This window comes from Paenibacillus dendritiformis, assembly GCF_945605565.1.
In the GTDB taxonomy this organism is placed as follows: domain Bacteria; phylum Bacillota; class Bacilli; order Paenibacillales; family Paenibacillaceae; genus Paenibacillus_B; species Paenibacillus_B dendritiformis_A.
The window spans coordinates 2,617,811-2,638,087 of record NZ_OX216966.1 but is presented as its reverse complement, the minus strand read 5'-3'; the positions used below and the strand labels follow the sequence as shown (position 1 = coordinate 2,638,087).

The following is a 20,277-nucleotide window of genomic DNA, read 5'->3' as shown; positions in this document are numbered from 1 at the left end:
TGAAAGCCTGGCGAAGAACATGGCTTGACCGTTCACCAATTAAAATATGGACTATACAAAGCTCAGAGGCAAAGATACTTACATACCACGGCTCCTCCATTCCTAATGTAAGGGATATATCCACTTTTTATTCTAAGTATTCCATCCCGACCGTACCCCTGTACAGGCATTTTCATAGACTATTCCTACCATGATCGAGTTTCTACTTTTCATACCCATAATAGTTAGCGAGAGGACTTTGAAAAATTTGGAATATATGATATGGTGTAAATATGAACACTTATGGATTATATTTGTTTAATTTGAATAGCCATCCAGCTATCAAATAAATAATTAATGGAAGGGGTAAGTGACAATGAAGATGAGTATCAAAAGAGGGCTTCCTATAGTGGCATTAGCAACTGGACTTGTTATTGCAAGTATTACGCCAAACACTCTTATAGCACAATCAATTGCTTCAAAGACAGTAGCCGGTGGTTGGGATGAGAAAAATGGATATTTTACGATAAGTAACAACACTCCAACTTCTTTATCTCTTGCCGCATCTAGCCCAAAGCATGAAGGATCGGTGGAGAGTGCGTATGGTGGCAAAAATGTGTTACTAGAACGAGCAGTCGGTAAGACAACATGGGAAGGTGTTTACCATTATTCTAGAGCTAGGTTCGAGGGGCGTTTAACGGGTAAAATCACGGCCGATAGTGACCGCGTATGGGGAACAAGCGAGACTGAGGCTTACAGCGATTGGATAGATAGATTTCTTACGGATTGGGCAGCAAAAACATACTACGGTAACGAGTAATAAGGAGTTTACGAGAGAGATAATCGTATACGATTATCTCTCTCTGTATAAACATTATGAAGACAACATACATTCGCCCTGTTTCAGATTTGTTTTATTACTCTATAATGTTGTTATTTACAGGTATATGTTTTGTGATTTTTTGGTTTTCATCTTATTTTGACTATATAAATATGCTGAATAATGGATATATAAATAATAAATCCATTACATTCAAAATAGAAGAAATTAACCACCCATTTAAAACTAATGAAGGAAATTATATTCTTCTCCAGTACAATGAGGCATCTCCGCAACTAAAATATGTCTGGATAAACGGAAAAGTCAAGTTTCCGCCAATTAAGCAAATAGATGACTATATTGACGATGAAAATATAGCTATTATTGGAGAACATGTAGATCCAAAAATTATCCCTAATGACTACAAATTGATTGGTTATTTTAATGCACCCAATTCATATCAATTACAGTCTGATATTTGGTTAATACCACAATATATAGATATAGATGTTGCAAATGGGACAAGATTTGTGTTTATGACACCCAGTTTAGATGTGATGACAGTTTTTAATAAAATGATTAATATGAACAACATTGAAATAATCAATTCAGAGAGTAATGGATCTTATAGTTTGAAATCTAATCAGGTGATAGCAACTATTCAATTTGTCACGATCTTTTTGTTGTCTATCATGTTGTTGATAACAGCAACTATCTGGCTAAACAAGGAGAGTCATTTCCTTTCAATATTATATATATCTGGATTTTCATTTGGTGCCATCTGCATTATCGTCTTGAAAACCAAAATACTGCCCTACGTCTTTTTATCATCTGTATTAATAGCATTTTCAATTCTAATAAATTTTATCCTTCCATTATGGGACATTGCATGGATGATTTCTTCCTTTTATCTCATTATTTTCTATATAACAGTGATAACGCTGCTTAGCTTGTATGTTACATATATTTATACAGTCAGAAAAGGTGGGCAAAAATATTGAGGATTATTACACAATTATTCAAACAAAATAAGTTTCTAAACATGATGCTGATTGTTGCTTCGTTCATTTTTTGCAATTTACTTCTTGTTCTAACGGTAAATATAAACCAAACAAATGTTGAAGTAGACGTAACGAATAACTTCAAGGATAGTAATTTATATAAAATTTCAGATAACCTATATAACGAAAAAGAAGTGGAGTTTTTCTCTAACCCTAATAGTATTAAAATACTAAACGATTTTAGTAATCAAGTAAATGCTGTTCCAACTTTTAAATATTACAACGGGGTTAGGCAACCTATTGAAATTGCAAACTTCAAAGGTGATACGATCTTTGATGCTTATTATGAAACAGGAAACAATCAGCCAGCTTACAATGTGAACAATAAATCATATCGAGCCATAAAATCTTTACAGTTAAATCAAACTGTATTTGATTTAAACAATCTACAGTTAAGTTCGGGAAAAGGTTTCAGCGAAAATGACTATATTTTTTATGAAAACAAAGATACAATTCCAATAATTCTGGGATCGGATTATAACGGAACTTATAAACTTGGAGATTCACTAGATATTTTACTATATAGAAAGGAATTTACAGGTGTAGTTGTTGGCATTCTCGATCCTTCTCAGAAAGTTATAGATGTCGGGCCAGAGCCCGAACTATTATTGAATCGCTATGTTATTTTGCCAATGTTTCAATTTGATAAATCTCCCCCGAAGATAAAAGGAATATTTTTGAAAGCATTACTCTTAAGTAAGGTGAATGGGAAAATCGTTACGGAATTAACACCGATACAGGTTAAAAATATACTTGATGATATTGCAATCCAAACCAATTTTCATGAATTTAGTATAATCGGAGCAAGTGGTACAGTTATCGACTCTATTATTAGGTTCACTGAGATGAACAGAAGTATGTTGATTCTGTCCTCTTTAATATTATTTGTAGTGCTAATTGTTCTCTTTATTATGATTACTAGAATAACGATTAACAAGAATATGGATTTCTATAAAGTGCTTCTTATTAGCGGCATTAGTACGGAGCAAATTGTTAAGATGGTAAAATACCAATATATTTCATTAAAATTAATTGCATGTATTCCACCTTTACTATTTCTTACTTTATTCCTAAAAGATCCATTATTTATAATCATTAGTTATGTTTTCATTGCAGGAATTTTTGTCTTAATCTTATCGATTATGATAAATCGCTATGCTCGGAAATGTTTCAATAATTTAGATATTGTCCAGAAGTTGAAAGGATGAAAGCCAATGCAGCAAGTTGTATTAAAAAATATATCTAAACAATTCAAAAATTCAACGATATTTAAGGATATAAATTTGATTGTAGGTAAGGGAAAAAGTGTAGCCATAAAAGGAAAAAGTGGTGTTGGAAAAAGTACTTTACTTAATATTTTTGCTGGTTTGGAGAAACCCACTTCTGGACAGTATTTTTTTGACGGTGAAGATTTGAGCCAAATGGATTTATCTGGTTTAAGTGATGTTCGACGACGTAAAATAGGTTACATTTCACAGTATAGCCCTATGATCCCTAAATTGACTGTTCTAGAAAACATCGTTGTTCCATTATGGTTTGAAAAGGCTCGTGGAGATAAGAATGTTATTACAAGGCGAATTGAAAAGATCAGTCAGTTGTTTGAGATTAACCACCTACTTAACTACAAAATTGAAAAATTGTCAGGCGGAGAAATCCAACGTGTAGGCATAATTCGTTCCTTAATAAAGGAACCCCAACTCATTGTCGCAGATGAGCCGACTGGAGCATTAGATGATGAGACTGCGTTTATCATATTAACATGTCTGAATGACTTGAAGAAAAATGGAGTCTCGATCATAGTTGCAACCCATAATCAGATGGTAGCCCAGCATTGCGATGAGGTATATCAATTAACGAAGGAAGGATTAATTCCCGAAACCGTTTCTTCTCTTCCCGTAAATGTTAGCGACACTTATTGACATGTAATATTTCGATTTAGCTAATGATCAATCTATTCAATTAGACTTCCGAAGCATCAAAAGAACCTTTGAAAAAATAGCTTTAATCCCATCCGCATTGCTTTCATATAGAAAAATGTTCACTTTATAAAACTTAAACACCTCCTGCTCAAAGTAGGTAGCTTTTGACACTAAATGTCGACTACTGAAGTCGTTTCTAAAGACTTAAGTTCTTTTACTTAGTGACTACTCGATTTTACTCGGTGATAAACGCGTCAACTTCTTTTAGCGCGCCTAAATAAGCTAGGCGCGCTGTGGGCTATTTGTCCAGACTCTAGAAGAAGTCGGGCACACCTTGTTCGATCGCTTGATATCTTTTGATATTAAACGCTACATGCACCGCATGATAATATAAGGATGTGGTTGGTACGGATGTTATACCAATCATAAGATTGAGTGTAATCTGTCTTATTCTAGGCCGAGTAGCATATCCTTATTTCGGCCAGTTTTCCTCTTGATCGTCTAACCCATCTTCCAATACTTGAAATTCAACCTTCGGCGCATAGATGCTACTCCATCGATCCTGTATCCAAGTCATAGATACCCTCGAATCGTTTTAGGAATATAAAAATCGATTTCTAAGATAGTAGAACACGTTTCATAAGACTTGGAACTGATTGCAAACCGAACTGCCACAACAATATTTTCTTACTTGTAACTGTCCAGCCCTCCCGCCTGCGATGTAATGGCTGCCCTGCCCTTACGCCGTTATGCTAAATTTCACCGTGCTTCACCCCTTTATCTGACTGGCGACGCAACCGAAATTAATTCGCAAAATGATCGATGGACTGCCCGCTATTGTGCATGAACAATTTTTGCTCGATCCGTTCTCCTCGACGCTATTCGTGTATTGCAACCACAGACGGGGCGAGCTCAAAATCCTCCATTGGGATCATGCCGGTTTTTGGCTGTACTATCGCAGGTTGGAGCGTAGCTCCTTTCAACGACCGGCAGGCGGTCCGGCTCCGCTTTGCTCACCCAGGGGAACTTCGCTGGGTGCTGGCAGCAGCAAAAGGCTTAACTCAAACGGCAAAATGCCGAGTTGTCGGCCAAACTCCAGTTTCGGCTTCCTCTTTTCCCTCTTGCGAGGCCTTTGACGACGTGTAGGATTCACTTCGGTCTGGCCTGTTACTCGCCCCGTCTCCGACAGGTACTTTCGTCGATACACTTCTACGAACGGATTTCGTCGTACGGAGGTATCCTCTCTACACGGGGACTAGCTTCCTCCTGAGACCGGCCTTTCACCGGCTAGATGGTGCGTGTTCGCTGGGCACACGCCAAAAAAAGCAGCCGGTCCATGACTGAACATGAACCCGACTGCCTTCCGGCCTCTTGGCGCTGCTTATGCTTATGTACTACAGCTTCATTCGATAGATCGCCTTGTTCTCCAAGCCGCGGATGAACGGCGTCCACTCCTCCGTCTCCGGCGTCGTGTCCAGCGCATCCTCGACCATCTGGAGCTTCGCATCGAGCGCGTCGATATGATGGAGCGCCACCGCCTCCGGCGTCTGCGGTTGCACCGGGCTGCCCCATTCGCCCAGATTATGATGCGACAGCACGAGATGCTGCAGGCCGAGCACCTTCGGCGAATCAAGATCGATGTCGAGCCGCAGGGCCGCCTCCGTAATCCAGTTCGATGCCATCGAAATATGGCCGACCAGCTTGCCCTGAACGCTGTATTCCGATACGATGCCGAGTTGGGCCACCATCTCCTCCGGCTTCGCAATATCGTGAAGAATGATGCCCGCCCTCAACAGATCCGGATTCAGGAACGGCCGCTGCCGGCACAAAAAGTCACCGATCTCCAGCATGCGCACCATATGGTAGGCCAACCCCGCGAAATAGGCATGGTGATGAGTTTTCGCCGCCGGGTAGTGCATCAGCTTCTCCTCCACCTTCCCTACGCAGAAGGAGACAAGCGCGCGAATCTCCGTATCGGAAATGCTGGCGATGGCTTGCTTGATCGTATGAATCAGGTCGATGGGGCGGATGGGAGCCGAACGAATGAAATCGGTCAGCGTCACCCCGTCCTCCTCCTTGGCCGGCCGGATTTGCAGTATTTTCACCTGCAGCCTCTCCCGGTAGGTCTGCACGATGCCTCGCACCTTCACGAGCCCCATCGGGAAAAACGTCTCCTTATCGGTCGAGGAAGCATCCCAATATTTAGCGGGAAGCTGTCCGGTCGCATCGCACAGGACGATGTCCAAATAATCCTTCGGCGGATTGCCGTTCGTCTGCTTGACCTCCAGCTCCTTCAATAAATAAAAGCCGATAAACTCGTCCTGATTCGTCAGTTGCTTGATTAATGTCACGTGATAAGTTCCTCCTTGCCATGATACCTATATTATACAACGAGTTCACGGCGGCGGGCGGGATCAAATGGAACACGCTTCTCTTCTCGGTACGGCAAGGGCGTCCCCAGCACAAAAACGACCTCTTCCGCGCGTGGCGGAAAAGATCGTTCTCTGCTTGGAGCGTGTGCTTTATGCATTCAGCGTTCGACATTCTGTATTCTATGTTCTGCCTTCTGCGTTCCGCATTCAGCTGTTGTGCATTCTGTGTTATTTCATTCAGTGTTCTGCGTTATGACTCTTGGCCCTTGCCCTCAACCGGATGCGCCGGCCTCCGGCTTGACCGGGATGTAGATCCGAATGATGGAGTCCTCATGCTCCGTTCCGTAAAAGTCTTCTCCATACTGCTCGAAATCGTCGCGATCGTCCAGTTCCCAGGAGGCGCCTTGCAGCCATGTGCCCCAAATGTACTCATAGCTGCTGCGGAGCAAGGAGGTTGGGCCCCGGTGGCGGAAGACCGCGTACTTGCCCGGGCGAATCACATAAGCCCCCATCCCTGGCGGAGGCGGCCCGTCCCCTGCTGCCTCGAAGCCGACGAATTGCCCGAACATTGTATCCTCGCTCAGATCATGCACGGGCATCGCCCCCATCGCCTGACAGATGCCGTAAGCCGTCGATACCAAGCTCCCGGGCGGGGCCTCCCGGCGCTGCCGGAGCAATTCGGACCACATGTCCGGGATAAGATTGTCGCGCAGGTTGCTGTGGCCCTGCAATCCGAAGACCGTAATGCTCCGCTCCAGCTCGACGATCTCCGGTTCGATGGTGATGCTCCTGACGCGATGCCGCAGCCGCGGGCCGACCAGCGCCCCTTTGCTGTTGACGACCGGCCGGATCCCCTTGCGGCGGAAGGCGTGCGGGGACAGGCCGAACACTTTTTTGAATGCGCGGCTGAAGGCTTCATGCGACTCGAACTGATAATCGATGGCGATGTCCAATATCGGCCGCCGCGTTCCCATCAGCTCCAGCGACGCTTCCGTCAGTCTCCGCTTGCGGATATAGTCTCCGATCGTCTCCCCCGTCATCGCATGGAACAAGCGGTGGAAGTGATAGTAGGAGACATGCACATGGCGGGCCACCTCGTCCGCATGCAGCGGTTCCTTCAGATGGGTCTCGATATATTGGACCGCGCTTTCGATGATGGAACGTCTCATTTCCTATCCCCCGTCATGCCGTTCATTGGCTCTTTGTATCTTATCCAACTGCATCTTATCCAACGCCGCTCCCGCCGGAAAGGCCGTGCCGGACATCCGGGCCGAGCCCGCCCTCGCTGCCAAAGGCTGCCGAAGATGCCGTAAGCTGCCGAATCTGCATCGCATCAGACCAGCTGCCAGAAGCCGGGCTCGGGATCGCGATGCTGCATTCGCACCTTCACCTGCTCCTGCGGGAACGGTTCTCCGATACGGACAGTGTACCATGGATTCTGGAGCGGCGAGCCGAAGCAGACATCCAGCGTGCGTTCGTTCAGATCGAACAGCATCGAGTAGAGCGTCCCGAACCATTGCCGGTAATTGTGCACGGTCAAGCCATGCGGATATTCCTGCTGGACCAGCCCGCGCAATTCGTCTTTGCCGACCGGCGCGCTTCCTCCGAGCGCCTCATTCAACAGCTCGTGGCGCACGACGGAGTGATGCAGCCGGCGCGGCTCCAGCCGGGCGACTTCCGGGAACAGCGGATGGTTCGTCGCCGTAACATAAGACTCTGCCGTTCCGTCCGCCTCCTTGACCGCAATCTCGCCGTCGAACGTCTCCAGGAGCGCGGCATGTCCGGACGCGTCCGCGATAATCAGATTCATGTTCGAGGCGATTGGCATCTCGCGTATGGCGGCGACCGCCTCCGCGGCCGTCCGGCAGCGTTCCAGCACCGTGCGCACGACCGCCCAGAACTGCAGGCCGCTCACCTTCGCCGCCCGCATGCCCTCCATATTCCCGACCGGCTGGCCGCAGGCCGAGAAGGTGACGCACAGCCCGTGCTCGTTCATTCCTTCCGTTCGTCCGAACAGGACGGTCGAGAACCCGATATGCCGGTACCGCCCGTGAATCGCGGTATCGCAGAGCCGCATGTCGGCAAGCTCCGGGGACAGATCATAATTGCGCAGCACATAAGTCCGCCCGTCTGCCGTCTTCCCGGGCAGGACGGCGCAGTGGCTGCAGCCCGCCTGAATGTCGGTCCCCGCGTAGTAGACCATCCGGCCCGGCTCGACGCCCAACTGCTCGGCCGCCCCGAGCAGTTCATCATTGATGCCGGGGCAGTAATCGTCCAGCAGCCGCATCGTCTCCCGCAGCCGCGCTTCCGGCAGCGGCTCCGGAAGGACGAGCATCGGCATCCATGCCGGATGCTCCGCCGCGAATTGCCCCTGCTGCCGGCCCACCTCCCGGCTTGTGCCCTCCAAGTGCGCAAAATACCCCGTTTTCTCTTGCATCAACTACCCTCTCCTTTACGTATCCTGACTCGTTCCCATCCATCATATCAAGCGGCAACGGGACACATTTGATACTTATTGCGTTTTTCACCGCACAGACCCGCTACCGAACTATGCAGGAACTTTTCCCCAAGTCCGCCGTAATTCCGTTATACTGGAAATAGACTATCGGTGCGATACAACGGGAGGGTTCAACGTGCAATATGCGCTGCGCATAATTATGCTTTTGCTTGTCATTATGATGTCCGCCGCCCCGGGAACGGCGAGGGCGGAGGGGATTCCGGCCAAGGATGGACGGGTTCAGGATACGGCGCAGATGCTGTCGAAGAACTCGATCGCCTCCATCGAGAAGGCGGCCAAAGGGAAGCTGTACACCTTCTACCTGCTGACCGTGGACAGCTTGAATGGAACGGCGCCTGCCGACTACGCCAACGACGTGTACGATCAATGGGAACTGGGAACAGATGATATCCTCCTCCTCATCTCCAAGCAGGAGCGGCGGATCGAGATGAACTTCAACAATCCTTCCCTCCAGGCCGCAATCGACGCCAAGGTCGGCATTCGCGGCGACGCGGCGGGCAGTCTGACGTCGTGGCTGGATACGCATTTCATTCCGAAGGCGAAGGAGGGCGATTTCGCGGCGGCTTCGGTCTCGGTAATGAAGGCGACGCATGCCTTGAAGCCGCAGACAACCGCCGGCAGCAAGCCGGACGCGAAGCCGGGAGCAAAGCCGGGTGGAGCCACTCAGGCAGGAGGCAACGCCGCGAAGCCCGCCCTTGTCCAGGACAAGGCGCGCATGATCTCGAAGGAGGCACTGCCCGCCGTGAAGAAGGGGGCGCAGGGGAAGCTGTACACATTCCGCCTGGTGACCGTCGACAGCTTCAAGGGAGCGGCGCCGGAAGAGTACGAGAACAAGCTCTACCAGGAACTCGGATTAGGGGCCGATGATATTCTGCTTCTCCTCTCGAAGAAGGAGCGGCGGGTCGAGATGAATTTCAACAACCCCGCCCTCCAGGACAAAATCGATGCCGAGACCGGCATCCACGGCGACGTCCCGGGAAGCCTGAAGGCATGGCTGGACACTCACTTCATCCCGAAGGCGAAGGAAGGCGATTTCGCCGCGGCGTCCATCGCGTTGATGAAGGCGACGCATGCCTTGAAGCCGCTGGCGCCCGCCGCCGCCAAGACGGAGCCGCACGCGGCGAAGCAAGATAGGCCGCAGCAGGAACCGGACCCCGCCAGGAGGGGGAAAACTTCCGCGATGCCGCTCGCGATCGACTGGCAGCTTGTGCTGCTGTCGGCCGGCGGGCTGCTCGTACTCGCCGTCGCCGGCGAGCGCGGGGAGCTGTGGTTCCGGCTGCGGCGGCTCCGGCGGCGCCAGCCCGGGTTGATGGTGCGGGTGAACCAGGCGCTGGAGAAGAACAAGACCTATCTCGATCTGTCCCAGGGCGAGACGCAGCATGCGGCCAGGACGGCGGATCGGGAATTGGCGGACATTCTCATCTGGCTGAACAACAGACAGCAGGAGCTCGAGGCCATTCCGAAGCGGCAATGGCTCATGCCCGCCCTGCGGAAGCAGGTTGCAGCCGCGGCCGCCGAGCTGAAGGAGCGCACGGCGGATGCGGAACGGCATGTCGCCGCGATCGGCCATATCGAAGAGCTTGACCGGACGTTGAAGCAGACCATTGCGGATGCGGAGGAACGGCTCCAGGCCGCCGACCGCGACATCGCGGCGGACATTCAGGCGCGTAACTGGCCGCTCGATGAACTGCAGCGGCGCCACCACGCGGTCAAGGCCGAGCTGGCGGAGAGCAAGCAGCTGGAGATTTTCGACCCGCTGGGCGCCGAACTCCGCAGCAGATGGCGGAGAGCCGGGAGCGCGTTCAAACCATCGCGCAGGAATTCCGTCTGAAGCTCGTGCGCATCGATCCGTACGGCAATATCGAGCAGACGGGGCAGGTCAACGAGCAGATGCAGGAACTGCTGCGGCATGGGGATATCCCGGCGGCGATCCAGCGCGTTGAGCTGATGAGGCAACTGCTGGCCGACGCGGTGAACATGACGCAGCGGCAGGCGGATTTGCAGGTCAAGAATGCCAAGGACATCGCCCAGATCAAGTCGAGACTGGACGGATACCGCCGCCGGGATCAGGAGCTGTCCGAGGTGACCGTGCGCGTCCAGTCTACCTACCGGACGAAGCATTGGGAGCAGCTATGGCATCTGTATCGCGAGAAATACCAGTACCTGTCCGATATCGCGCCGGCGCTGGGCCAGGCCGAGTATTGGTCCGGCATCGATGTGCAGGAATACGACTTGGCGCGGGAAGAGCTGGATCGGATGCTTCTCGAGCTGGCCGGTCTGGATCATGCCATCGAGCGGTATGAGCGCCAGGTAAGAGAGCTGGACAGCGCGCACAAGGAGGCGCTGCGGAAGCAGGCGGCGGGCGAATCCGCCTTCGCCAAAGCCCAGCGCATCCTCGCCCGCCACCATCTCGCCCAGCTGTGGGGGGAGCAGGAGCATCGTCTGGAGCGGCTGCAGTCCGGGCTGCGCAACCTCGTCGCCGATCCGCCCTATGATGTCGAGCTGATGAACGAGGTGAGCGGGGAATTCGTTGACGAAGCCAATCAATACTTGGGCGTCATCGAACGGGCGGCCGTACAGAAGCGCAATGCGGAACGGGAGATCGATCGGGCGGCCAGCCAATACCGGCGCGCGTATTCCCGGGCGAGAAGCAAAATCAACGTCTCGCCATTCGATTCCCGCTTCGCCACGATCCATCGCGAGGCCAGCGATCTGATGCGGCGCGGGGCCTATGACGAAGCTGCGCGCACCACAGCCGCCATGACCGGGATTATTGCGGCCATGGAATCGGCGTATAACGATGTGGTGCGGGAGGAGCGGCGAGCGGAAGAAGCGAGGCGGGCAGAAGCACGCCGCAGAGAAGAAGCAAGACGGGCGGAGGAGCGCCGCAGAGAGGAAGCCAAGCGGGCCCAGGAGCGCAGGACGCCGAATTCGTCGGGCGGATCCAGCTGGGGAAGCGGCAGTTCCTCCTCCGGCGGTTCCAGCTGGAGCAAGAACAATAATTCCTCCGGCGGCTCGAACTGGTAGAGATCGGAGCAGTCCGACGAATAAGCAAGGCTGTGCACCGGCAGCAAGGTCCGGATGCACAGCCTCTTTAATGCGGGGAGGCGCGTTCCCCCAGGTCTATTTTCCACTCAGAATGGTACTCTGCAATTGCTCGGCGGTCACCGGCGGGCTGAAAAAGAAGCCCTGAATGTCATCGCAGCCGTTCTCGCTTAAATATTGGAGCTGGTCCTCTGTCTCGACGCCTTCGGCGATCACGCGCATGTTCAAATGATGGGCCATCGAGATAATCGTCGCCACGATCGCCTTGTCATTCGGATTGCTCATCACATCCTTCATGAACGAACGGTCAATCTTCAGCTTGCGAATCGGAAACAGCTTCAAATAGCTGAGAGAGCTGTACCCGGTGCCGAAATCGTCCATGCTGATATATACGCCGAGAGCCGTCAGCTCCTGCAAAATTTGCGTCGAGCGGGTGACGTCCATCATCATGCTTTCCGTAATCTCCAGCTCCAAATATTCCGCCGGGAGACCGGTCTCTTCCAAAATGCCGCGAATCGTCTCGCATAGATTGGATTGATGGAATTGCTGGGTCGACAGATTGACCGACACGCGGATTTGAGGCCCGCCGGCATCATGCCATGCCTGCATCTGGCGGCAGGCCTCCCGCAAAATCCAGGCGCCCATCTCGTATATCATTCCCGTCTCTTCCGCGATCGGAATGAAGACGGACGGATCGAGAAGGCCCTTGCGCGGATGGTTCCAGCGCATCAGCGCTTCGACGCCAATCAATTGATTCTCCTTGAGTGTATATTGCGGCTGGTAGTGAACGACCAGCTCTTGGCGAGCCACCGCTTTGCGCAGATCATTCTCCAGCTCGATCTTCTCCTGCAGATGGGCGTCGAATGCCGCGGAATAGAACTGGTAGTCGTTCTTGCCGTCCTTCTTCACTTCATACATCGCCTTATCCGCATTGCGCAGCAATTCGGAAGCGGTCACGCCATGCTCCGGATAGATGGCGATGCCGATGCTCGTCGTCACAAAAAATTCCGTGCGGTTCAACTGGTACGGCAGCCGGATCTGCTCGATGATACGCATGGCCAAATCGGCGGGATCATGCTCCGCATCCGCCGGACTCAGCACAGCGAATTCATCTCCGCCCATTCGGGCGATGAAGCTGCTAGCCTCGCCGGCCGCCTCCAGCAGCCGGGAGCTGACCATCTTCAAAAATTGATCGCCATAGGCGTGCCCGAGCGAATCATTGATCATTTTGAACCGGTCGATATCCAGCACCATGACAGCGAACCGGCCCTGCGCCTCCGCTCCGGGCTCGATCCGCTCCTGCAGCCGCTTCTGCAGCATGCGGCGGTTCGGCAGCCCGGTCAGCTCATCATGGAACGCCTGATGCTGAATTTTCTCATTGGACCGCTTCTCATAGGCTTCCAGCACGAGCTGCTGCTCCAGGTTCAACAGCTTCGTTATCGACAAGCAGACGGTCAGCATCCGCTCCTTGTCGGGCATATGAAGGTTCAGCATATGGATGAACGCATTTTGCAGATTTTGGAACGCGCCCATGTACCAGCGGGTTTTCAAGCCGATTCGTTCATGGACGATCGCGATCCGCATCCGCTTCTCGATAAATTCCGGGTCGATCCGGCCGCTGAACATTTCGATCAAATGCTTCTTCAGCGTTTTGCGAAGCTTTTCGATTTGGCTATGTTCCAGGATCAGCTTTTTCAATATATCTACGCGCAGCACCGAATCATAGAAGGAATCCACGATCTCGTCGATATGCTCCAGCACGAGCGGGCGAATCGATCGCACAATCTCCAGATCCTTCTCGCTCAATTCGATCATGCTCATTTGCGCGGTTATTTTCTCATTTATTTGTAAATGGGCGTCATCTGAATCCTTCCAAGGTGGATCAAGCCAGGGCCCGCTGGCGTGGGAAACGGGACAGGAGCGATTCTGCAAGACGGCGTGCCTCCTTCTGTAGGTAACGGACAGGCGGGTCATCCCATGTTGTCAACGTAAGTCCGATCTGCTTGCATTGTTTCTTTTTCTCTTTATACCCTTTACCGGCTCCCTTGTCCATCGTTTTGTCGCATACATCGCAACTTGTCATAGCAGCACGGAAAAAGCGGCCGCTCCATCCCCTGTCCAATCCGTGCCTCCAGCCAGCTCGTCCGCGCCGCGCTTGAGGTCTTCCTGCCTCTTCCTGCCGCTCCCTTCCACTTCCTTGCCTCGCTTCTCTGCCGGTTAGAAGCCGAGCTTCTTCAGCCATTTGCCGCATTGGGCTGTCCACCCGCCGACGTACGGGTCGGACAAAGCCAAGCCTAATCCATGCGGCCCCTTATCGTAGACATGCAGATCAAAGGGGATCGCCTTCCGGCTGAGCGACAAGGCGAACTGGAGGCTGTTCTCCACCTTCACATCATCCTCGGCCGTATGCCACAAGAAGGCCGGCGGCGTATCCTCCGTCACATGACGCTCGTTGGACAGCGCCTCGATCAGCTGCGGATCCGCATCGGGGCCGAGCAGATTCTCCCGGGAGCCGGGGTGTCCGGTCTCTCCCATCGTGATGACCGGATAGCAGAGCACCATCGCATCGGGACGGCAGCTCTCCCGGTCGATGGGGTCAGCGGCATGCGGCACTCCGAGGTCATACCGGGTTCCCGCCGTAGAGGCAAGATGCCCCCCTGCCGAGAAGCCGAGGATGCCGACACGGTCCGGCCGGACGTTCCACGCCCGGGCTTGGCTGCGTACAAGTCGAATGGCGCGCTGGGCGTCGAGCAGCGGCGCCGGATGGCGGTAGGGGTGCACCCGGTAGTCGAGCACGAAGGCGTGTATCCCCAGCGAGTTCAGCCATTCCGCGACCGGGGCCCCCTCATGCTCCGCCTTGAAGCCGTATCCTCCGCCGGGGCAGATAATAACGGCCCCGGCAGGCTCCGTGCCGCCCGCCGGAAAGAGGTATAGCGCCGGTCCCGCTTCCACCGGGTCCCCCATAGATAATGGCGCGCCTTGCGGCCATAGCAACATCCGATTCATCGTTCGTCCTCCTTATGCAGCCTGTCGGATTCGCATCCTGCGCCAAGGATGGCGCGCGATGCGCTAGTATGAGCATGTCACGAGGCGCCGTTCTTGGCAAGCGGCTGTGATCCTAATTCGCCAATACAACACAAACCTCCGCAAGGTACATTTCTTCTTTTGCGGAGGTTTATGTTTTTTGCTTCTTGATTCGAATTGTGAATTAGATGATAAATTTCTTCATTTCCTGATCCAGCTCTTTCATTTTGCCGCTCATCACCGATGCGGAATCGGCAATCTCCTCAACAATGGCCAGCTGCTCCTCGGAGGAGGCTGCCACGCTCTGCGAGCTCTCGGAGGCGTTCTTGGCGATATCGGCCAAGTTATCAAGCACAGCCGCAACCTGCTCGCTGCCGGCAGACATTTCTTCCGAAGCCGCGGACACCTCTTGAATCTGATCGGATACCTCCTGGATGGAATTCCATACCTTCTGGAAAGTCTCTCCGGCCACCTGTACGATCTGCGTCCCTTCCTGCACTTCCTCTGCCGTCGACTCCATCGCGCCGGCCATATGTCTTGTGCTGGCTACGACGGATTGCAGCAGCTCCGCGATCTGCTCCGTCGATACCTTCGCTTGCTCGGCAAGCGAACGCACTTCCTTCGCGACGACCCCGAAGCCCCGGCCATGCTCGCCGGCGCGGGCTGCTTCGATGGAGGCGTTCAATGCCAGCAGGTTCGTCTGGGTGGCAATGCTGCCGATGACCGATACGATTTGCTCGATCTCATTCGATTGCTGGGCCAGCTTCCGCACCATCGTGACCGATTCGTTCACGGAGGAGTGAATGCTGTTCATCTGCGTGATCGTCTGCTGAACGACCTCATTCCCTTGCTTCGCGGCTTGAGCGGCCGCTACGCTGTACTCGGACACATTCGATGCGGATTCCGCAATCCGCTGGATGCCGACGGCCATCTCGCCCATCGCGATCTTGCTTTCTTCCGTTCCCGTCAGCTGCGTCTCCGAACCGGAAGCTACCTCTTGAATGGCGCTCGAGATCTCGTGCGTCGATTGCGCCGTCTGCTGCGAGATGACGGTCAAATGGTTCGAAGCCTCTGTGACGTGGCTCGTCGTCTCCTTCATGCTTCCGATCAGCTCGCGGATATCGGTTATCATTTCATTGAAGCTCGATGACAGCGCGCCGATCTCATCCCGCGAATTGACCGGAATCTGGACCGTCAAATCCCCCTTGGCCGCGCGCTTGGCCAGCTGCGCCAGCTCATTCAACGGACGGATTGTCTTGCGGATGAGCCACATAATAAGAAGGATAAAAGCAATGCCGGTCACGGCGCCGACGGCGATATTTCTCCACATCATCTGATTCAGATCGTTGCTTATTTTCGAATAATTAAAATCGATGCCCAAGAGCGCAATCGTTTTATTTTGTTTGTCTTGAATCGGAGATAGTATTGTAATCCACTCGCCCATGGAATCGGCATAGACCGCGGAGATACCGATACCATCCTGTTTCATGTCATAGTAAGCCTGACGGAACTCTTCCGTCATCTCCACGTCGCTAAGCGGCTTGTTGTCATGCTCAATCATATTATTGTTAGCCTGAATGACCGACATAAACACTTTCCCGTCTTTCTCGATCAGCTCTGGCTTAATCAGGTAGCTGTTGGAAATGTAGCCCTCGCGCGTCATCCCTTCCAAATTCGTCTGGATCCAGTCCATTTCTTGATCTTCCATATACTGGTCATAGCTCATCGTTTTCATTTTTTCCTGTGCCTTGGCAATGCCTTCGATTTCCAAGGTAATTTGCTGATCAAGCGAAGTATGTACATTTAACAGCTCATCGTAATAGATGCCTCGTTCGGACATATAAGAAAAGCTGGTAAACACAACCGACATGACCGTAATCAGCACGGACAGCACCAACACCGATTTAAACACTAAACTTTTGTTTCTCATTTCGTTCACCCCTTAGATGTAAGCAGGAAAAATACGGGCGTCTTCATCCATTTCGAACCGGCGGTTTAGAACCATTTTGATAATTCCGTATTTCTGCCTCGTGAAAATCCATAAATATATATCGTGATGATTCGACAAAAAATTTATATCATTCTGCTTACGATACAAACAAATGGGTATTTAGACCTATAATTTACCATTGCAAAATAAACCAAAAAAAACATGCATGAGGCCATCCGATGCCCCCATGCATGTCCGCTGCCAATCCATGGCTCCCGCTTTATTTTTCTTCCGCATTGATGTGCATTTTCAGATTCAGGGCGACCTGCTCCAGTGTAATCTCTTCCAGCACGCGCTCCATCGCGGACTGCGCCTGGGCCGTGATGAGCTGCAGCACCGCTTCGATATTGGCGCCGACCGGACACTGCGGATTCGGATGCTCATGCATGCCGAACAATTCCCCTTCCTCTACCGCTTCAACGGCACGGTACACATCGAGGAGCGTAATCTCGCTCGCCGGATGCACCAAGGAAGCCCCTCCCGTACCGGTGCGGACCGCCACGAGACCGGCCTTCTTCAGCTGGGAGGTCACCCTGCGAATAACTACCGGATTCGTGTTCACGCTACCGGCCAGCCATTCAGAGGTGTGATGAGCTTGCGGCTCCAACGTCAGCAAGGACAATATATGAACGGCCACACTAAACCGGCTGCTTATCTTCATCTGGCTCACCCTTTCATGCAACCATTATAGTTACAACTGATGTCCATTGTCAATGCAGCCGCTCTGCAGGCATGCCAGTGGCCGCCTCGTGAGGCGGCCCTTCGGATTGCCGTTATCCGACTACGCTGTTATTGCGGCGCAAAATGACATATAATCCCGCTCCGATAAGCAGCAGCGCAGCGAGAGAACTGCCGCCGGCAGCCCCTAGTACCGTTCCGATGCTGAATAGAAGGAAGAAGATGACAGACATGCTGCCCAAAATATAAACCGGTACAAGCAGCCATTTATTGCGCCCGCCGAACAGATAGAATTCGAACAGGCCGAAGGCTACGGCTAACGGGAAGCCCGGCCACATCCAGGACCAGGCGTCGAACAGCATCGAGATCTGGCAGACGACTCCAGCCATGCACAGAATTCCGCCGGGTATAAGCAGTCCCGGAGCCCTTCCCCGGGTCATGCTGAAATACATAACATGAAATAAAATGCCAAGCGGAATGACAAAAATGGCGGGCCAGAAGTACCCGAACACATACCCCGGATCACTCAGCCTCATCTCGCCGCTCTGCAGCATATGCATCAGAATGATCAGTGAACCTGCGGCAATGAGCAGTATGCCGCCGAAGCTTTGTTTTTGCAATGCGCTCCCCTACTTTCCTTCATCTATTATTATATATTCAATAATGCATCGCAGCTATACGCCCGATTAGACGATGGCCCCCGGGGACATTCCTTCATTCTCTCATTACTATTTGTCTACGCCATTTCCGGCAAAAACGGAGAAGCTTCTCCGGAATAAGTAAGCGTAAGCATATGCATCGCTCTTGTGCAGGCGATATACAGCAGGCCCCGATCCATCTCTGTCCTGTAATTCGCCGCATCGCTGAAGGGCACGAGAACGCGATCGAACTCCAGTCCTTTGGCCATATGCGAGGAAGTCACGATAATCCCTTCATGGAATGTGTCGCTGCTGAAATCGAGGAGATAGATATCTTTGTGAACATCCCTTATCTCTGCATAGAGAATCTCCGCCTGTGCCTGCGTCTTGCACACAATGCCCAAAGTTCGATGCTCCGATTCCAGGAAATCGATTATCGTTTGTTTCATATGCGCCCATTCACCATCCCGGCTCTCGGATTTGTGGATCTGAGGGAAGGCGCCATGACGCTCAATCGGCATGATCTTACTGTTAGGGTTTATGCGCTGGGCGAAGCTGATGATCTCCAGCGTCGAGCGGTAGCTTTTTAACAGTTCGACCGTATCGGCTTCGGGAAAAACCTGCCTGATCCCGGTTATCGATGACGACGAGTATGGATTAACCGATTGGCTGCTGTCTCCCAGAATCGTCTTCTTGCAGGGGAACAGGCGCGATAGCACGGCATACTGTACAGCGGTGTAGTCCTGCATTTCATCTACGACTACATGCTTGATATCATGATAACCGGTCGCCCCTTCCAACAGGATCTTCAAATAAACGAGTGGAAACACATCCGAAAACTCAAGCATTTTCGGTTTTTTTAGCTTCAACAATTCCGGCTTGCCAATATAATGATAAAAATCTTTATAAATGGCAAACAAATTTTGCGTTCTGCACATCCTTTTTATCGCCGTTTTGATTTTAGTGGCAGCGGAGGGCTTTAGCTTCTGTCCATATTCATCCCGGACGCTTCCTGCAATCATCGCCGCGGTTTTTGCCACTCTTTGCGTGAATGGCAGCTTGCCGGCCGTGCGATAAGCGCTTTGTATCTCCTCTTTGGCTACTCGCACACTGTCGAACGATAGATCGCCGGGGGTGAAATAGGTCTCGCCCACATGCGCTGCAAACCGTTCCAGCTCATGCACAAAGCCGATGCCGGCTTTGGATCGGATGCGCGTAATCACCGCTTCCTCAGCCGATGCCGCAAGCTCCGCCACCTGCTCGTTGAAGGTCTGGAAATTACATATCCCCTTCAGCTCCCTGGCTGCCAGCTCATCATAGCCCATCTCCATGATGTTTTCTTCCCCCAGCTCCGGCAGCACATTGGAAATATAGTCGGAAAACACTTTGTTCGGAGAGAGAATCAATATATTTTGCGACGTTAACGTTCCCTTATATCGATACAAAAGGAAGGCAATCCGATGCAGTGCGACAGAGGTCTTCCCCGAACCGGCAACGCCTTGAATGATCAGCACATGGGAATGCTCATTGCGGATGATTGCATTTTGCTCCTTCTGAATGGTGGCCGCAATATGTTTCATTCTCTCATCCGAAGTCCGGCTGAGTTCTAGTTGCAGCACCTCATCACGGATGTTCATATCGCTTTCGAGCATATACTCCATTACGCCGTCTTTAATTTTATACTGTCTCTTAACGTGAATTTTCCCCGCGATTTCTCCTGTGGGAGCGGAATAAGCGGCCCTGCCGATCTGAAAATCATAAAACATCCCCGCTATCGGGGAACGCCAATCATAAATGAGATTCTGTTGGCTGTCTTCCTCACTGAAAGAATGGACCCCGATATAATACGCCTCGCCTTCTGCGGAGTCGTCAGCAACGAAATCAACTCTTCCGAAATAAGGCGCATCCAGCAATTTGCGGAGTCTTCTTTGTTTTTCAACCGCCTTTTCCCCGTGATCAATCGTTAGCGATATGTCCACTCGGTTCGCCGCTCTCTCGGCCGGATCAAGTTGAGACAGGTTGGTCCACACATATTTTTTCGCTTCGATGATGTCTTGGCGGGCAGCGCTTATCTTGTCTTCGATCGCCTGCAACGCCGTCCGGAGCTGTGACAACGTCCTGCCTAAATGCTCTCTTTCTTCCGCTTCCGTACTATTCGTGATCATTTGGGTCCCTCTTTTCTACTGAGAATACCGATAAGTATAGAGAAAACTCCAAAAAAATATAGACTTAA

Annotated in this window: 16 protein-coding genes; 7 read left to right on the top strand and 9 right to left on the bottom strand. The window is 51.6% G+C overall.

Features of this window, described 5'->3' with window-relative positions; all coding sequences use genetic code 11:
• The first annotated feature begins 355 nt into the window (after window positions 1–355).
• The 5 genes from NNL35_RS11515 to tnpB all read left to right on the top strand — a co-directional run bounded on the left by NNL35_RS11515 (window position 356) and on the right by tnpB (window position 4,915).
• Window positions 356–799: a hypothetical protein gene (locus NNL35_RS11515; protein WP_006677797.1), complete on the top strand. Its 444-nt coding sequence runs from the start codon at window positions 356–358 to the stop codon at window positions 797–799.
• 56 nt (window positions 800–855) lie between these two features.
• Complete coding sequence (locus tag NNL35_RS11510) at window positions 856–1,800, top strand: hypothetical protein (protein ID WP_100226378.1); 945 nt, start codon at window positions 856–858, stop codon at window positions 1,798–1,800.
• Between the two features lie 41 nt (window positions 1,801–1,841).
• Window positions 1,842–3,068 carry an ABC transporter ATP-binding protein gene (locus NNL35_RS11505; RefSeq protein WP_254553374.1) on the top strand — a complete coding sequence of 409 codons (1,227 nt, stop codon included), beginning with the start codon at window positions 1,842–1,844 and terminating at the stop codon, window positions 3,066–3,068.
• Between the two features lie 6 nt (window positions 3,069–3,074).
• Entirely contained in the window at window positions 3,075–3,779 is a 705-nt protein-coding gene (locus tag NNL35_RS11500) for an ABC transporter ATP-binding protein (protein ID WP_006677794.1), read from the top strand.
• 785 nt (window positions 3,780–4,564) lie between these two features.
• Complete coding sequence (tnpB, locus tag NNL35_RS30650) at window positions 4,565–4,915, top strand: IS66 family insertion sequence element accessory protein TnpB (RefSeq protein WP_420798536.1); 351 nt, start codon at window positions 4,565–4,567, stop codon at window positions 4,913–4,915.
• Window positions 4,916–5,173: 258 nt separating this feature from the next.
• Here the strand turns inward: tnpB and NNL35_RS11495 are convergent, their stop codons facing one another.
• The 3 genes from NNL35_RS11495 to NNL35_RS11485 form a co-directional block, all read right to left on the bottom strand.
• Complete coding sequence (locus NNL35_RS11495; RefSeq protein WP_006677793.1) at window positions 5,174–6,130, bottom strand: 3'-5' exoribonuclease YhaM family protein; 957 nt, start codon at window positions 6,128–6,130, stop codon at window positions 5,174–5,176.
• Between the two features lie 293 nt (window positions 6,131–6,423).
• Window positions 6,424–7,320, bottom strand: a complete 897-nt coding sequence (locus NNL35_RS11490; protein ID WP_006677792.1) for a helix-turn-helix domain-containing protein — start codon at window positions 7,318–7,320, stop codon at window positions 6,424–6,426.
• Window positions 7,321–7,484: 164 nt separating this feature from the next.
• Window positions 7,485–8,588, bottom strand: a complete 1,104-nt coding sequence (locus NNL35_RS11485) for a C45 family autoproteolytic acyltransferase/hydrolase (RefSeq protein ID WP_006677791.1) — start codon at window positions 8,586–8,588, stop codon at window positions 7,485–7,487.
• A gap of 196 nt (window positions 8,589–8,784) precedes the next feature.
• On the opposite strand from NNL35_RS11485, the gene NNL35_RS11480 reads away from it, so the two are divergent.
• Both NNL35_RS11480 and NNL35_RS11475 read left to right on the top strand, forming a co-directional pair.
• Window positions 8,785–10,500 (top strand): TPM domain-containing protein, encoded by a 1,716-nt coding sequence (locus tag NNL35_RS11480; RefSeq protein WP_040731977.1) that lies wholly within the window; start codon window positions 8,785–8,787, stop codon window positions 10,498–10,500.
• A complete protein-coding gene (locus NNL35_RS11475; protein WP_040731975.1) occupies window positions 10,449–11,696 on the top strand; it encodes a hypothetical protein in 1,248 nt (415 codons plus the stop codon). The genes NNL35_RS11480 and NNL35_RS11475 overlap by 52 nt, the downstream gene beginning before the upstream one ends.
• Before the next feature lie 96 nt (window positions 11,697–11,792).
• Here NNL35_RS11475 and NNL35_RS11470 read toward each other — a convergent pair whose 3' ends face one another.
• The 6 genes from NNL35_RS11470 to NNL35_RS11445 all read right to left on the bottom strand — a co-directional run bounded on the left by NNL35_RS11470 (window position 11,793) and on the right by NNL35_RS11445 (window position 20,209).
• Complete coding sequence (locus tag NNL35_RS11470; RefSeq protein WP_083835578.1) at window positions 11,793–13,688, bottom strand: putative bifunctional diguanylate cyclase/phosphodiesterase; 1,896 nt, start codon at window positions 13,686–13,688, stop codon at window positions 11,793–11,795.
• A 243-nt stretch (window positions 13,689–13,931) separates the two neighbouring features.
• Window positions 13,932–14,720, bottom strand: a complete 789-nt coding sequence (locus NNL35_RS11465; protein WP_006677788.1) for an alpha/beta hydrolase — start codon at window positions 14,718–14,720, stop codon at window positions 13,932–13,934.
• A gap of 202 nt (window positions 14,721–14,922) precedes the next feature.
• Window positions 14,923–16,668: a methyl-accepting chemotaxis protein gene (locus NNL35_RS11460; protein ID WP_040731970.1), complete on the bottom strand. Its 1,746-nt coding sequence runs from the start codon at window positions 16,666–16,668 to the stop codon at window positions 14,923–14,925.
• Between the two features lie 280 nt (window positions 16,669–16,948).
• Window positions 16,949–17,389, bottom strand: coding sequence for an Rrf2 family transcriptional regulator (locus tag NNL35_RS11455; protein WP_006677785.1), 441 nt, complete (start codon window positions 17,387–17,389; stop codon window positions 16,949–16,951).
• Window positions 17,390–17,501: 112 nt separating this feature from the next.
• Window positions 17,502–18,026, bottom strand: coding sequence for a hypothetical protein (locus NNL35_RS11450; protein ID WP_006677784.1), 525 nt, complete (start codon window positions 18,024–18,026; stop codon window positions 17,502–17,504).
• 116 nt (window positions 18,027–18,142) lie between these two features.
• Entirely contained in the window at window positions 18,143–20,209 is a 2,067-nt protein-coding gene (locus tag NNL35_RS11445; RefSeq protein WP_006677783.1) for a HelD family protein, read from the bottom strand.
• Window positions 20,210–20,277 lie beyond the last annotated feature (68 nt).

Coding starts and splice junctions, on each gene's coding strand:
- NNL35_RS11455 (WP_006677785.1), bottom strand. CDS start 17,389: ATGAAGATAAGCAGCCGGTTTAGTGTGGCCGTTCATATATTGTCCTTG.
- NNL35_RS11475 (WP_040731975.1), top strand. CDS start 10,449: ATGGCGGAGAGCCGGGAGCGCGTTCAAACCATCGCGCAGGAATTCCGT.
- NNL35_RS11460 (WP_040731970.1), bottom strand. CDS start 16,668: ATGAGAAACAAAAGTTTAGTGTTTAAATCGGTGTTGGTGCTGTCCGTG.
- NNL35_RS11445 (WP_006677783.1), bottom strand. CDS start 20,209: ATGATCACGAATAGTACGGAAGCGGAAGAAAGAGAGCATTTAGGCAGG.
- NNL35_RS11490 (WP_006677792.1), bottom strand. CDS start 7,320: ATGAGACGTTCCATCATCGAAAGCGCGGTCCAATATATCGAGACCCAT.
- NNL35_RS11510 (WP_100226378.1), top strand. CDS start 856: ATGAAGACAACATACATTCGCCCTGTTTCAGATTTGTTTTATTACTCT.
- NNL35_RS11500 (WP_006677794.1), top strand. CDS start 3,075: ATGCAGCAAGTTGTATTAAAAAATATATCTAAACAATTCAAAAATTCA.
- NNL35_RS11515 (WP_006677797.1), top strand. CDS start 356: ATGAAGATGAGTATCAAAAGAGGGCTTCCTATAGTGGCATTAGCAACT.
- NNL35_RS11465 (WP_006677788.1), bottom strand. CDS start 14,720: ATGAATCGGATGTTGCTATGGCCGCAAGGCGCGCCATTATCTATGGGG.
- NNL35_RS11470 (WP_083835578.1), bottom strand. CDS start 13,688: ATGACCCGCCTGTCCGTTACCTACAGAAGGAGGCACGCCGTCTTGCAG.
- NNL35_RS11505 (WP_254553374.1), top strand. CDS start 1,842: ATGATGCTGATTGTTGCTTCGTTCATTTTTTGCAATTTACTTCTTGTT.
- NNL35_RS11485 (WP_006677791.1), bottom strand. CDS start 8,588: ATGCAAGAGAAAACGGGGTATTTTGCGCACTTGGAGGGCACAAGCCGG.